The sequence below is a fragment of the Flavobacterium sp. genome (assembly GCF_004211145.1).
GTDB lineage: Bacteria > Bacteroidota > Bacteroidia > Flavobacteriales > Flavobacteriaceae > Flavobacterium.
In genome coordinates this window covers 1-14,097 of sequence record NZ_SEBS01000032.1, presented here as the reverse complement: position 1 = coordinate 14,097, position 14,097 = coordinate 1, and the positions used below count along the sequence as shown (strand labels likewise).

Below are 14,097 nucleotides of genomic sequence, written 5' to 3'. Positions count from 1 at the left end.
TTGGAACGGGCAGCCCGACGGCGGTAACTTATACATGACTGTACCGCAAACCCCAAACCGCCGGAACGCCCAAGAAATCAAGCGTCAATAACATCCAAATCATTATCGCAAGAGATGTACTCAAATAAACAAATCAACGAATAAACAAATCAACAAATCATCCGTATTTTTACACTTCCAATCCACCCAAAAAATTGAACAATACCAACAAACATCAAGGCCTTAGAAATCAGCTGGTTTCCGTTCTCAAAGAAAAAGGGATCACCGATAAGAATGTGCTCGACGCCATCGCAAAAATTCCACGCCATTTATTCCTCGATTCGAGTTTCGCCGATTTCGCGTATCAGGACAAGGCGTTCCCGATAGGCGCGGGACAAACCATTTCACAACCGTACACCGTTGCGTTCCAGTCGCAATTGCTGCAGGTGAAAAAAGACGATAAGATCCTCGAGATCGGAACGGGTTCGGGTTACCAGACCGCCGTTTTGTGTACGATGGGCGCGAAAGTCTTTAGCGTGGAACGCCAGAATGAACTCTTCAAGACGACATCGCAGTTGCTCCCGAAACTCGGCATCAGGCCCAAACATCTATCGTTCGGCGACGGTTACAAAGGCCTGCCGAATTACGCGCCTTTCGACAGCATCATCGTGACCGCCGGCGCGCCGATCATCCCGCCCGCATTGATGTCGCAACTCAAAGTAGGAGGCAGGCTCGTGATTCCGCTTGGCGATCCGCATCAGATCATGACGATGCTGATCCGCAAAAACGAAACACAGTTTGAAAAACACGAATTCGGCGAGTTCCGTTTCGTACCTTTATTGGAAAACAAAAACTGATGGTCAGAAAACTACTCTTCCTACTTTTTCCCGCAACATTTTTCGCACAAGGCTACACGAGTTATTTCACGGGCAACCTGGCGAATATCACGACGACTCCCGAATACGGCGTCTGCATGATGGGCGGCGCGACGGAACACGACAACGCTATGATATGGCTTCTTCAAAAGGCGAATGGTGGCGATGTCGTGGTACTGCGGTCGTCGGGAAGCGACGGTTATAACGATTATTTGTATTCGGAGCTTGGCGTGAATGTCAATTCGGTGGAAACACTGGTAATCACGTCGGTTGCGGGAGCGACGAATCCATATGTTCTCGACAAAGTCTCGAAAGCCGAACTGATTTGGTTCGCGGGCGGCGACCAATGGAATTACGTTTCGTATTTCAAGGACAACGCGCTTGAAGATTTGATCAACGATCACATAAACGTAAAGCAAGCCCCGATTGGCGGAACGAGCGCAGGTATGGCAATTTTGGGCGGTACGTATTTTTCAGCCCAGAACGGTTCGGTCACATCGGCCGAGGCGCTTTCGAATCCGTACAATCCGTATATGACGTTCGGACACAACGATTTTGTGAATGTTCCGATGATGCAGAACACGATTACCGACACGCATTATGACGATCCGGACCGACGCGGGCGTCATTCGGCTTTTCTCGCGCGACTCAAAACCGATTATGGCGAAAACTTCAACGGAATCGCGTGCAATGAATATGTCGCGGTTTGCATCGATGCTGCGGGAAAAGCGCGCGTTTATGGTGATTATCCAAACTATGAGGAATTTGCGTATTTCCTGCAATCGAATTGTCAAAATACGACCGCCGTCGAAGTTTGCGAGCCGAATTCGCCTCTGACGTGGAATTACGGGGCGCAGGCGATCAAAGCCTACAAAGTTCCGGGAACGATGACGGGCGTGAATTATTTTAATGTTTCCGATTGGGACAGCGCGAATATTTTTGGCGGAAGTTGGGAGAATTGGTCGGTAGCAAGCGGCGTTTTGAACATGGTTTCGGGAAGCGCGCCCGATTGCAGTTTGGCTTCGGACGAATTCCAACAAAAAAGAATTACGGTCAGCCCGAATCCGTTTCGTGATTTCATTCGATTGGAAAATGCTGAAAACGCTAACGTTAAGATGTATGACTTGATGGGGAAATTGGTTTTGGAAACCGTTTCGTTTGGAGAGGTTGATGCGAGCAATTTACATTCTGGGATATATCTGATAAAAATCGAAATTGGAAAAACACTGTATTCGAAGAAGCTGGTGAAAATTTAGTTTTTTAAAGATAGATTTTTGAACAATTAAGATAGTTGAGGGAAGTTAAGCGTTGCGCAAATCAATTTATTGATGAAAAACGCTAAACTAAAAAAATTCAAATTTTCAAATTTTCCTATGGCGAATACCAATCCACTCAACTTTTCTCAACTATCTTAATTGTTCAAATCAGATCATCGCTATTTGAAGTTGGATTTACTTTTTCCCCAACATAGCCTTCAAAGTCTCCATTTCAGCTAGTAATTTCTCAAATTGAGGTGCGACCTTCTCATCGATTTCCGTATTTATAAACTGAGCTTCCGCGGCCTTCAACGCTTGGATCGCCTGAGGTTCGTCTTTTAATTCCGACAAAATCTTCTCAGTAAGCCAAGCCAAGATGCATTCGTCCGCATCGATCCCGAAAAGTTCCGACAACTGCAAAACCTGACCGCGCGTCGGGCGTCGCAACCCATTCTCGAATTTGCTGATAAGTGCCTGATCGATTTTTAGTTTTTCGGAAACTTCGCGCGTGGTAAGCGTTTTCGCGATGCGGCCAGCTTTAAGTAAGTCCTTCAATTGCTGCATCGGATCGATTTTATCGGAACTCCTTTTTAATGCGCGCCAAATCGCGTTTCGTATCGGCTTCCTTGAGTGATTCGCGTTTATCATAGGTTTTCTTACCTCGGCAAAGTGCAATGTCGAGTTTGGCGAAACCTTTCTCGTTCGTGAACAATTTAAGTGGAACGATCGTCAGGCCTTTTTGTTGCACGCTTCTTTCCAAACCTTTGAGTTCGCGTTTGTTGAGCAGGAGTTTGCGTTCTGATTTCGCCTTGTGGTTGAACGTATTCCCGAACGCATATTCCTCGATCGACATATTGATCGCGAAAAGTTCCTGATTTTCATTGAATTCGCAAAAACTGTCAGCGATTTGCGCCTTTCCGAGCCTGATCGATTTGATCTCGGTTCCGGTAAGCACAATGCCAGCGGTATACGTCTCGATGATTTCAAAGTCGAAACGCGCGCGTTTGTTGAGTATGTTGACGGTTTTTTGCATCGCGGCAAAGTTACGTTAAAATGTGGGCTGCACAAAATCGCGACTGTTCATAACTTTCAGGATTCTCTAAAAATTTTGTTAACGAAATATTTTATCTTAGTGTAAACCAATAAAATAAACACGAATCATGTTGAAATCGTACTCTAAACTTTTAGTGGCCGCGGTTGTTTTTACGCTTGCATCTTGTTCGAAAGACGAAAGCGCGCCGATGGATACTTTTGGAAACAAGTCGCAGCAAACCTTTACGCCTGCGCAAATCAACGCCGAAATCGAACGCTCATTGAAATCAAAAGGCGACTTCAATTGGAAACAAACGTCCGACAACTTCATTTGGAGCGCGGCATCACATGGGGATTTTATCGTTTCGATCGGATTCGGAAAAAGCCAGAATGACTTCGACCGAAGCAAATCGCCGAACAACCGCACGATCGAATCCGAACTGCTTTCGCTCATAGCCGATTACGAAGGAACCGCCCAAAAAGATTTCCTCATTTTCAGCGATCCGATCCTGAATACGATCGATGTCATCATCAAGAAACAAGTGACGATCACAGCTTTGCGTAAATCGGGACATATCCGTTACGTCGAGCCCGGAAATTATAGATTTTCAGCCGTGGCGTCGGGATTGGAAAAGCCAAAGGATCTGAGTACGACGAGTTCGGGAGTTGCTGATGGTTCCGGCTGCGGTTTCGACGCGTTGACGTTGAGCGCCGCCGATTACACGACCGTCACGCCGAATGCGAAAGCATCATGGAGTCTGTACCAGCACAACGTGCCGTCGGCCTGGAGTTTAAGCACTGGAAGCGGCATCACCATCGGGATCATCGACACCGGGGTTTCTCCTGAGCAGACGCTTTTGGGAAGCAGTTTCAATACGGGGCTGTCATCGGGACGAAGCATCCAAAAATTCGGTGTTTATGTCGATTCTGCTTGGCCTTGGTCAACGGGAACCGACGGTTCGGCCGACCTTTGCGGACACGGCACGAGCATGGCATCGGCTGCGGCGGCGCCAAGAAACAACAGCGGATTGCCCGTCGGTGTCGCGTATAATGCGAACCTCGTCACGTATCGCGCGGCCAAAAACGTAGTGCTCGACGGTTATCACGAACAGGAAGGCGTAAAGAAAGCGTTCACGGCTTTGGGAAATAATTCGAACGTGAAAATCATTTCGATGTCGATGGGCCATTTATTTTCGGTCGGAAAAATTTCGGACGCTATCAAATTCGCTCATGGAAAAGGAAAACTGATCTTATCGGCAGCGGGAACTTCGACGAGTTACACGACTTTCGTGGGCGTGATCTTCCCAGCTACGATGTCTGAAGTCATTGCCGTTACAGGTGTCAAGGAAGGCAGTTATACCAAATGCGACGACTGCCACGTGGGCGACAAGGTCGAATTTACGATCGCGATGCAACGCGCATCATCGGGAAATACGGTTCCCGTCGTAAGTTATTACAACAACCAGAACGATTATGTTGGCGGATCCTCGGTCGCGACGGCAACGACTGCGGGAATCGCTGCGCTGGTCTGGTCGCGCTACCCGTCGTGGACGCGTGAGCAGGTGCTGACGCGAATGAGGCAATCGTCTTATTTCTATCCGAACAAGAATTCCCAATTCGGTTATGGAAACATCAATGCCAACGCGGCCGTACAATAGTAATTCCAGGATATCCCAGAAAGCTGCCTCGATTGGCGGCTTTTTTTGTGTTTTTTTAAGAAATAAAACGTAACAAACCCGTTTCTTTGTTGACCAATTCTTAAAATTTAGAACAAACAATCGATCTTTTATGAGAATACGCCTTCTACTGTTTGTGTTTTTGACTCCAATATTCGCGTTCGCGCAACAAGACACAAAAAATCAATACGATTATCACGCGGCTTTTGCACCGAATTTCTACACAAAGAACGGAAACGATTATCGCAGTGCGAGCGGACAACCCGGACCGAAATACTGGCAGAACCGCGTCGATTATAAAATCACGGCGTCTCTCGACGACAAAAACAACGAGATCAAAGGTTCGGAAGTGTTGACGTACACGAACAACAGCCCCGATGCGCTTTCTTTTTTATGGTTGCAGGTCGACCAGAATTTATTCGCTAAAGAATCGCGCGGAAACGCGGTCGTCCCGACTTCAGGAAGCCGAAACGGTGCGAAAGGGCAGGCGTTCGACGGCGGACATAAAATCACGTCGGTAAAAATAGTTACGACCGACAAGGCCGGAAAATCAACTGAAGCCGAAGCGAAATTTACGATCGTGGACACGCGCATGCAAGTCATTTTGCCCGCTGAAATGAAATCAGGGAGCAAGGTTTCGCTTAAAATCGATTTTTCATTCGTTTCGCCGACGTACGGTTCCGACCGAATGGGAATCCAGGAAACGAAAGACGGCAACATTTACGAAGTCGCGCAGTGGTTTCCAAGAATGTGCGTGTACGACGACGTGTACGGATGGAACACGCTTCCCTATCTTGGAGCCGGGGAATTCTATCTCGAATACGGCGATTTCGACGTGAAGATCACGGCGCCTTCGAATCACATCGTGGTTTGTTCAGGGGAATTGCTCAACGAGAAAGATGTCTACACGGCGGAACAACAGAAACGTTGGGCGCAGGCAAGACAAAGCGAGCAGACGGTGACGATCCGTTCGTTGGACGAGGTGAGTTCTTCAGCGTCAAGACCCGCCGGAAAACCTTCATTGACATGGCATTTCGCCATCAAAAACGCGCGTGACGTGGCTTGGGCGTCATCGGCTTCATTCGTTATCGACGCCGCGCGAATCAACTTGCCAAGCGGAAAAAAATCGATCGCGATCTCAGCATATCCCGCTGAAAGTGCGGGCGTGAAGGCTTGGGGTCGTTCCACCGAATACGTGAAGGCGAGCATAGAACACTATTCAAATACTTGGTTCGAATTTCCATATCCGGCGGCGACGAATGTTGCGGGAATCGTGGGCGGAATGGAATATCCGGGCATCGTATTTTGTCAGTTCAAGTCACAGGGCGCAGGGCTTTGGGGTGTGACCGACCACGAGTTCGGGCATACTTGGTTTCCCATGATCGTCGGTTCGAACGAGCGTCAATTCGGTTGGATGGACGAAGGTTTCAACACGTTCATCAACGGAATCAGCGAAGAAGCGTTCAACAAGGGCGAGTATTTGAGCCCGAGTCCGGCCGCTTCGGAACTCGCCAAAACGACTATGGTCATGGATCCGGTCTTGACGGCTCCCGACAATATGAAGGAAGCGAATATCGGTTGGTTGCTGTATTACAAGCCGGCTGCCGGACTAAAGATCCTGCGCGACGAGATTCTCGGGAAAGACCGTTTCGACTTTGCGTTCCGCGAATACATCAAGCGCTGGGCGTTCAAACATCCGCAGCCTGACGACTTCTTTCGTTCGATGGAAAACGCCTCGGGCGAGAACCTGAGCTGGTTTTGGCGTTCTTGGTTCATCAACAATTGGCAGATGGACCAGTCAGTGAATAAAATCATGTATGTGAAGAACGATCCGTCGAAAGGTGTGTTCATCACGGTCGAAAATCTTGGACAGATGCCGATGCCGACGATTCTCGACATCAAGTACAAATCAGGCACGACCGAACGCGTGACACTTCCCGTCGAGGTTTGGGAACGCAACAATGTTTGGACGTTCAGGCACGATTCGACTTTAGAAATCGAGACGATCACGCTGAATCCATCGGGTTCACTTCCCGACATCAACGCGGCGAACAACGTTTGGACAGCCGGAAAAAGCACGCTTGAGAAAGCGATCTTGGTCGACAGTTACCTCGGGGTTTTCTCAAGTGAACAATTCCCTGTCAAATTTGAATTCATCGAGAAGGACAATGCGCTTGCGGTACGAGTGAACGGCATGACGCAGGATTTGATTTCGATCGGGAAAGATGAGTTCCAGTCGCCTGAGGGCGGCCCGACATTTAAGTTCGATGAGTCGCGCAATAAAGCGATTTTGAAAATTGAGGGGAAGGAAATTCCGTTTACAAGGGACAAAAAATAAGATTTTATGTTTTAAACCGATAAGGGCGTTGCGTTTATTAAGGGTAAAATCTTGATGAGTCGACGTCTTTGACGTTTGGATTTTTTACCTTGAGGGATAATTAACCTTTAATTTTTTGAACCATTAGAGCATTACGTTCGTTAAGGGTAAAATTTTGATGACTCGGCGCCTTTGACGTTTAGGTTTTTTACCTCGAGGAATAATTTTTTAAACCATTAAGAGCATTAAGTTCATTAAGAGTATAATCTTGATGACTCGCGCCTTTTACTTTTAGATTTTTTACCTCGAAGAATAGTTAACCGTTAATTTTTCTTTAAGCCATTAAGAGCATTAAGTTCATTAAGGGTAAAGACGTAACGAAATATGATTTTTTTTATGTTTAAACGATTTATCCGATGGATAATAATCCGCTTAAATTTTAACCATTAAAAGCATTAAGTTCGTCAACTGCATAAACGTCATGAAGTACTGATTCTTTATGTCTATCGATTCGTCCGATGGATAATAATCCGCTTACATTCTAACCATTGAAACCATTAAATTCAACAATTTAATAAACGTTATGATGTATCGAATCTTTAAATCTATCGATTCGTCCGATGTATAATAATCCGCATAAATTCTAAACCGTTAAGCGCGTCAAGTTTATCATGCTTATAAAAACTTAATGCTCTTAATGCCCTTAATGGTGAAAAAAATCGCAAGTCAAAAACAAATGAAATCCGAAATCCTAAAATTTAATCCGTCACAAGACGCGAGTAAATAACGGTATCCAAAAATTTCCCGTCATAAAACTCATTTTCCCGCAAATGCGCTTCCTTAACGAATCTGTTTTTTTCAAGCACGCGGGCTGACGCAACGTTCTCAGGAGCGATGATCGCCTCGATCGAATGTAGCTTCATTTCTTCAAACCCGAAGATGGCGAGCCTCTCAATCGCCTCGGTTATAAAGCCTTTTCCGTTGTATTCAGGCAAAATCATGTAACCGATCTCGGCACGGAAACTCTCGAGATGGGCTCGGTAGAAACCGATGATTCCCATCATTTTATTTTCGCCTTTCTGCGTAATCACCCAATTTATTCCCTCGTTCTTATCGATGTTTTCGTTGATGATCTTGATGTGGGCAAGCGCTTCTTCATGGTTTTTGGCCAGCGGACGCGGAATGTATTTCATCGTCTCAGGATCGCTGCGCAACGCGAAAACTTCGTTAACGTCGTTGTCGGTAAGGCGCCGCAAGAAAAGACGCTCGGTTTCGATTTCAGGGAAAGGGGAAAAATTGAGTGTAAGCATGCGCTAATTTAGGAAATTCGTCACTTCGGTGTTTACTATTTCGCTTTGATCGGTATTCATGAAATGCCCGGAATCCTTGACGACGATAATTTTTACGTCAGGAATGTACTCCTTTGCTTTTTCGCATGCGCCCTTGCCGTTCATGCAATCCTCGTCACCTGAAAGGAACAATACAGGCATTTTGAGTTTCGACAGATCGTCTTTCGCGAACGGCATCATGTGCGTGATCTGCGGCCGGCTGTCCCCGAATTTACTCGCGATGTAAAACTGGTCCCTGAAAAAAGGATGCACTTTTTCAGGATGTGTAGCGAACGCTTCCATTGTCCTCTTGAGCGTTTTCCGGGACGGAAACATCTTGAACCAAACCGCGGGAAAAATCGTCGCGTCGACCATCCCGAATACCTGCGCCGGACTCAACAGTACCAGTTTTCGGATGCGATTTTCCGGCTGTATCGCAAGCCAGGCCGCAATCCATCCGCCTCGCGAAGTTCCGAGTAAATCGACCGATTTTAACTTTAAGTTGTCGAAAATGTCGGTGTAAAAGAGAATGACCTGCTCGTTGTTGAGCGGTTCGGTCTTGAGCACCGATTTTCCGGCGTCCATTATATAGTCGACGGCATACACGCGATGGGTTTTGCTGAACGCCTTCATATTCGGGTACCACATCGTAGAACTCGCGTCCATGCCGTGAAAAAGTACGAGCGGCTGACCGTTTTTTGGGCCGCTTACGAGAACATGCGCCGTTCCGAATCGCGTCGGAACATCTATTTCTTCGACTTTAACCGTGAAAAGAGTCAGGGTTTTGTTGTATGCCTTCATGTATTTTGCCTTCGCCTTTTTGGACTTGAACAAATATTCGGGCAGGAAATCGGGACGGTTTTTGTGGTGTGGAAGTATAATCGATCCGCAGCTCGAAAATACGATTGAAATTGAGAGTGCGAAGACGAATCTTCTAAGAATCAGTTTGGCATTGCTCATTGAGTGTGGTATTTACTCAAATATAAGCATTCGGCTGCCGTGTTAAAATACTTCGATGGTGAAATTCGTGTTAAATACCGCTTCGGCGTCGAGCACCATGATGCTTTCCTTTTCAAAAATATTTCCGCTCGCGTTCACGGTGTCCGAATATCCGAACCACGGTTCGATGCAGAGAAACGGCGCGTCCTGTTTCGTCCATAAACCCAAATGCGGGAAATCGTCATAACCGACCGTCACGATCGTTTTTCCCTTACGCGATATCGAAAGTTCTTTTGATGCTACGTTCTTGATAATCAATGCGTCGTTTTCAAATAAGGCGTAATCGAGTGGAAGCTTGTGGTTTTGTAATCCGATGGTTTCCGTTTGGTTCGACAGCAAATCGTTTTCGAGTATGAACGCTTTGATCGCATCTTCCTTTTCAAAATCGAGGGAATAGTCGGAGAATTCACCCGGAAGCGCGAACGCCGGATGCGCGCCCAACGAGAACGGCATCTTTTCCTTGCCCTCATTTATAACGCTGTATCCGATGAGCAAGGTGTTGTTGAGCAATCGGTAATTGATCTGGAGCCAGAACCGGAACGGATATCTCGCAAGTGTTTCATCTGAAAACTGCAACGAGAAAACGGCCTGGTTCTCGGAATGGTGCGTGAGCGAAAATTCCATGTCACGCGCAAAACCATGTCGCGGCAAGTGATATTCCTGTCCTTTATACGTGAACGAATTCTTGCGCAGGGTTCCGACTACGGGAAATAGGACAGGAGCATGCTTTCCCCAATATTCAGGGTCGCCGTTCCAGATGTATTCGTTCCCGTCGGGATTTTTGAACGAAACCAACTCGGCTCCGTGATATTTTATGGTCGCTGAATATCCGTTATGTAATAGTGTCTTTTCCAAAGTAAAATGAACTTTTTTAACAATTTTCTTGGTCGGTGAATAAATTTTATTACATTTACTCACCCTCAAATCTTAATTAACCAAACTTAACCTTATGATTCCACAATTTGAAACCATAGAAAAGGAATCGATTGCCGAATTGCAATTCCCTAAAAATGACGTACTCGAAGATCGCGATGCGATGCGCCTCAGGAACTCTGAGCTGCAACGCGCCCTGGTGTTGGGCAACGTCGAACATTCAAAGATACGCATCTATTTTGAAGACAACAGCTCCAAAAAAGTGGTGGAAACTACCGTTTGGGGTTTGACCGACAATAGCGTAATCCTCAAACAGGGAATCGGGATTCCGATCAATCGAATCTATAAATCATTTTAAATCATCCGCTCCGGCGGATTTTTTCATGGTTACTCGAGCGTGAAATTTATCGGGTAATTGTATTGGCAACGAACGGCTTTCCCGTCTTTCATCGCCGGTTTCCAGACTTCGGTAAATTGCGAAAGCACGCGAACCGATTCGGCTTTCATCGTATCGAGCTGGTCCGTTTCATATTGTTTTTGCTCCTCAGACAGGGCAGGTTTGCTCTCGTCTATGGTTTTGGCGGTCATGTAGATAAACTTGATGTCGGTGATCGAACCGCTCGGTTCCACGACAAATCCCACGAAAAGTTTGACTTTTTTGTTCTGTACGTCGGGCATCTTGAAATTCTTGCTGATGAACATCGACAGCGTGTACATACCATTTTTGAGCTCAGGCTTCACATCGACTTCGGGCGTGTGGTAAAGGCGTTCGTCGTCGGGTTTGGTAATGCTCAGGTCGGTCTGAGCCATAGTTTGCGAGATAGCTGGGTAGGTAACCAGCATCAAAAGCATGAGTACTCGTTTCATGGTAGGTGTTTTTGGGTTGGTACCGCAATATAAATAAATAAAACCCGTCGCGCCAAATAAAAAGCACCGGTTTTAGCGGTGCTTTTTGTTATGATTTCGTTACGCGCTCGCGTGTACGCCTTCCTTGATTTCCTCGACCATTTTTCTATTGAAGGCAGGCAAATCCTCAGGCGTCCGGCTCGTCACCAAGCCTTGGTCGACCACGACTTCCACATCATTCCAAACCGCGCCGGCGTTGATCAGATCTTTGCTTATCGCTTTCACCGACGTCATTTCACGTCCGCGCACCACATCGGCGTTTATCAACGTTTGCGGCCCGTGGCAGATCGCCGCTACCGGTTTCTTTTGGTCAAAGAACGCACGTACGAAGTTAAGCACGCCTTCCTTTGTTCTCAATTTATCGGGATTGATCACGCCACCCGGCAACACCAGCGCGTCGTAATCGCCTGAGTTGATTTCGTCGAGCGTATAGTCGACATTGTATTCCGGTCCCCAATCGCCGCCCGTCCACGACTTGATCGTACCTTTTTCAAGGCTCACGATATCGGCTTGCCAACCTTCGGCTTCCAGTGTTTCCTTGGGCGATTTCAATTCACTTTCTTCAAATCCGTGTGTGGCCAAAATGGCTATTCGCTTTTTCATGGTTGTGTTGTTTATGTTATGCTTAAAGATAGTTACGGAATTTGCGAACAAATGCCAATGGACTTGTAAAGTTGTGTTAAGGAGTGTTCAAGTGCTGAAGTGCTTGGTGTTGAAGCTTTGGGCGCGTCCGTTCGGCGGGAACAATTTCTCGAAACCGCGATTCATTTGCCTCACGGTCAGGCTGGAGGCACTCGCTTTTTGGCTGGAAAAAAATTTTACAGGGAAGATCCCGAGCAAGCCAAAAGAGCTTAGACAATGCCACCATCCTTCGCGCGGCTTGCGTTTCCATAGGCGTTTCCGTCACGAAGATTCGAAACCATCCGTAAAATCCGTGTTCTAAAACGCCAACCTCACAATCGACATTCCAAAAAAAAACAAGCCTTTATTGTTTATCAACAAGCTCCAACTGGTTTCGGAACACGCATCGAACAGATGATACAGATACACGGTTTTTGTCCGTGATCAAAGTCACGCAAATCAAATCGCAATCGTAGTTGGTGATCCTGTACTTCAATTTGACCTGCTGCGTATCTGTGTCATCCGTGTCATCCGTAAAATCCGTGTTCCAAAAAAAAAAGCCAACCTTTCGATTAGCGTTTTAAATAATTAATCAACCTTTTATTGTTTATCCGCAAGCTCCGACTGGTTTCGGAACACGAGCTCCCCATCAAAACTATCGAGCAGAATGATGCTGTCGGTCGTAATCTGTCCTGAAAGGATTTCCTTCGACAATTTATTCAAGACCTCGCGCTGGATCACGCGTTTTACAGGTCGTGCGCCAAACGTCGGATCGTACCCTTTTTGCGAAAGGTAATCAACGGCCTCGGGAGTCGCGTCGAGCGTAATGTTTTGCTGGGCGAGCATTTTGGTGACGCCTTTCAATTGCAACCCGACGATCTGCTTGATGTTGTCGCTCGTCAATGGCGTGAACATCACGATTTCATCGATCCGGTTAATGAATTCGGGACGAACGGTCTGTTTCAAAAGTCCCAAAACTTCGTCTTTCGCGGCTTCCGTCGCGGCTTCAATCGAACCTTTGAGGTTTTCGAATTTCTCCTGGATGATCGCGCTTCCCATGTTCGACGTCATGATGATGATCGTGTTCTTGAAGTCGGCGAGTCGGCCTTTGTTGTCGGTCAAACGGCCTTCGTCGAGTACTTGAAGCAAGATGTTGAACGTGTCGGGATGCGCTTTTTCGATCTCGTCGAGCAACACCACCGAATACGGTTTCCTGCGAACGGCTTCGGTCAATTGTCCGCCTTCATCATAACCGACATATCCCGGAGGCGCGCCGACCAAACGGCTTACCGAATGGCGTTCCTGATATTCGCTCATGTCGATTCGCGTCATCGCGTTCTCGTCGTCGAACAGGTATTCGGCCAATGCTTTCGCCAATTCCGTTTTCCCGACGCCCGTCGTTCCTAAGAACAGGAACGATCCGATCGGTTTCTTCACATCCTGCAACCCCGCGCGGCTTCTTCTCACGGCATCTGAAATCGCTTCGATTGCTTCTTCCTGCCCGACAACGCGTCGGTGTAATTCGTCTTCGAGATGCAACAACTTCTCACGTTCGCCCTGCATCATTTTCATCACGGGAACGCCTGTCCACTTGGCGACGACTTCGGCGATGTCTTCACGCGTGACTTCTTCTTTGATCAGCGAAGTGCCGCGTTGGTTCTCGGCCAACTGCAGTTGCAATTGCTCGAGTTGGACTTGCGCGTCCTTGATTTTTCCGTAGCGCAACTCGGCGACTTTTCCGTAATCACCGTCGCGTTCGGCGCGTTCGGCTTCCTGTTTGAAATTTTCGATGTCGGTCTTGACGTTCTGGATGTTATCTACGACGTCTTTCTCCGACTTCCATTTCGCGAAAATCTCGTTGCGTTCTTCCTTCAAATTCGCCAAATCCATTCCGAGAATCTTGAGTTTGTTCTCGTCGTTCTCGCGTTTTATGGCTTCGATCTCGATTTCCAGTTGCATGACTTTGCGATCCAAAACGTCGAGTTCCTCGGGTTTCGAATTGATTTCCATGCGCAGTTTCGACGCCGCTTCGTCCATCAAATCGATGGCTTTGTCGGGCAAGAATCGGTTCGTGATGTAGCGTTGCGACAATTCGACTGCGGCTATGATCGCGTCGTCTTTGATGCGCACTTTGTGGTGCGTTTCGTATTTTTCCTTGATGCCGCGCAAAATCGAGATCGCGCTCTCGGTATCGGGTTCGTCGACCAAAACCTTCTGGAATCGGCGCTCCAAAGC

The 14,097-nt window shown here is 47.2% G+C and carries 13 protein-coding genes; 5 read left to right on the top strand and 8 right to left on the bottom strand.

Annotation, left to right across the window (positions count from 1 at the left end; genetic code table 11):
* Window positions 1-194: 194 nt before the first annotated feature.
* Window positions 195-836, top strand: a complete 642-nt coding sequence (locus tag EOO50_RS13655; RefSeq protein ID WP_290840834.1) for a protein-L-isoaspartate(D-aspartate) O-methyltransferase — start codon at window positions 195-197, stop codon at window positions 834-836.
* Window positions 836-2,110, top strand: coding sequence for a T9SS type A sorting domain-containing protein (locus EOO50_RS13650; protein ID WP_290840833.1), 1,275 nt, complete (start codon window positions 836-838; stop codon window positions 2,108-2,110). Before EOO50_RS13655 ends, EOO50_RS13650 begins: the two co-directional genes overlap by 1 nt.
* A 195-nt stretch (window positions 2,111-2,305) precedes the next feature.
* Here the strand turns inward: EOO50_RS13650 and EOO50_RS13645 are convergent, their stop codons facing one another.
* Entirely contained in the window at window positions 2,306-2,674 is a 369-nt protein-coding gene (locus EOO50_RS13645) for a helix-turn-helix transcriptional regulator (RefSeq protein WP_290840832.1), read from the bottom strand.
* Between the two features lie 10 nt (window positions 2,675-2,684).
* Window positions 2,685-3,143 (bottom strand): SsrA-binding protein SmpB, encoded by a 459-nt coding sequence (smpB, locus tag EOO50_RS13640; RefSeq protein WP_290840831.1) that lies wholly within the window; start codon window positions 3,141-3,143, stop codon window positions 2,685-2,687.
* A gap of 127 nt (window positions 3,144-3,270) precedes the next feature.
* Here smpB and EOO50_RS13635 point away from each other — a divergent pair, with 127 nt between their 5' ends.
* Complete coding sequence (locus tag EOO50_RS13635; RefSeq protein WP_290840830.1) at window positions 3,271-4,800, top strand: S8/S53 family peptidase; 1,530 nt, start codon at window positions 3,271-3,273, stop codon at window positions 4,798-4,800.
* A 130-nt stretch (window positions 4,801-4,930) separates the two neighbouring features.
* Window positions 4,931-7,156, top strand: coding sequence for a M1 family metallopeptidase (locus EOO50_RS13630; protein WP_290840829.1), 2,226 nt, complete (start codon window positions 4,931-4,933; stop codon window positions 7,154-7,156).
* 737 nt (window positions 7,157-7,893) lie between these two features.
* On the opposite strand, the gene EOO50_RS13625 is transcribed toward EOO50_RS13630, so the two are convergent.
* From EOO50_RS13625 to EOO50_RS13615, 3 genes are read right to left on the bottom strand one after another with little or no spacing between them, the layout of a single operon-like run.
* Entirely contained in the window at window positions 7,894-8,445 is a 552-nt protein-coding gene (locus EOO50_RS13625) for a GNAT family N-acetyltransferase (protein WP_290840828.1), read from the bottom strand.
* Between the two features lie 3 nt (window positions 8,446-8,448).
* Window positions 8,449-9,423 (bottom strand): alpha/beta hydrolase, encoded by a 975-nt coding sequence (locus tag EOO50_RS13620; protein ID WP_290840827.1) that lies wholly within the window; start codon window positions 9,421-9,423, stop codon window positions 8,449-8,451.
* A gap of 42 nt (window positions 9,424-9,465) precedes the next feature.
* Entirely contained in the window at window positions 9,466-10,317 is an 852-nt protein-coding gene (locus tag EOO50_RS13615) for an aldose 1-epimerase family protein (RefSeq protein WP_290840826.1), read from the bottom strand.
* Between the two features lie 94 nt (window positions 10,318-10,411).
* Between EOO50_RS13615 and EOO50_RS13610 the strand changes: the two genes are divergently transcribed.
* Window positions 10,412-10,693: a hypothetical protein gene (locus tag EOO50_RS13610; protein ID WP_290840825.1), complete on the top strand. Its 282-nt coding sequence runs from the start codon at window positions 10,412-10,414 to the stop codon at window positions 10,691-10,693.
* Between the two features lie 29 nt (window positions 10,694-10,722).
* Here the strand turns inward: EOO50_RS13610 and EOO50_RS13605 are convergent, their stop codons facing one another.
* The 3 genes from EOO50_RS13605 to EOO50_RS13595 form a co-directional block, all read right to left on the bottom strand.
* Entirely contained in the window at window positions 10,723-11,202 is a 480-nt protein-coding gene (locus EOO50_RS13605) for a hypothetical protein (RefSeq protein ID WP_290840824.1), read from the bottom strand.
* A gap of 99 nt (window positions 11,203-11,301) precedes the next feature.
* On the bottom strand, window positions 11,302-11,844 hold the full coding sequence (locus EOO50_RS13600) for a type 1 glutamine amidotransferase domain-containing protein (protein WP_290840823.1): 543 nt from the start codon (window positions 11,842-11,844) through the stop codon (window positions 11,302-11,304).
* A 618-nt stretch (window positions 11,845-12,462) separates the two neighbouring features.
* A partial coding sequence (locus tag EOO50_RS13595; protein WP_290840822.1) for an AAA family ATPase occupies window positions 12,463-14,097 on the bottom strand: 1,635 nt, incomplete at its 5' end.

What these genes read in the sequence shown, in the direction of transcription:
- EOO50_RS13650 (WP_290840833.1), top strand. Translation starts at nt 836, where the DNA reads ATGGTCAGAAAACTACTCTTCCTACTTTTTCCCGCAACATTTTTCGCA.
- EOO50_RS13645 (WP_290840832.1), bottom strand. Translation starts at nt 2,674, where the DNA reads ATGCAGCAATTGAAGGACTTACTTAAAGCTGGCCGCATCGCGAAAACG.
- smpB (WP_290840831.1), bottom strand. Translation starts at nt 3,143, where the DNA reads ATGCAAAAAACCGTCAACATACTCAACAAACGCGCGCGTTTCGACTTT.
- EOO50_RS13635 (WP_290840830.1), top strand. Translation starts at nt 3,271, where the DNA reads ATGTTGAAATCGTACTCTAAACTTTTAGTGGCCGCGGTTGTTTTTACG.
- EOO50_RS13630 (WP_290840829.1), top strand. Translation starts at nt 4,931, where the DNA reads ATGAGAATACGCCTTCTACTGTTTGTGTTTTTGACTCCAATATTCGCG.
- EOO50_RS13625 (WP_290840828.1), bottom strand. Translation starts at nt 8,445, where the DNA reads ATGCTTACACTCAATTTTTCCCCTTTCCCTGAAATCGAAACCGAGCGT.
- EOO50_RS13620 (WP_290840827.1), bottom strand. Translation starts at nt 9,423, where the DNA reads ATGAGCAATGCCAAACTGATTCTTAGAAGATTCGTCTTCGCACTCTCA.
- EOO50_RS13610 (WP_290840825.1), top strand. Translation starts at nt 10,412, where the DNA reads ATGATTCCACAATTTGAAACCATAGAAAAGGAATCGATTGCCGAATTG.
- EOO50_RS13605 (WP_290840824.1), bottom strand. Translation starts at nt 11,202, where the DNA reads ATGAAACGAGTACTCATGCTTTTGATGCTGGTTACCTACCCAGCTATC.
- EOO50_RS13600 (WP_290840823.1), bottom strand. Translation starts at nt 11,844, where the DNA reads ATGAAAAAGCGAATAGCCATTTTGGCCACACACGGATTTGAAGAAAGT.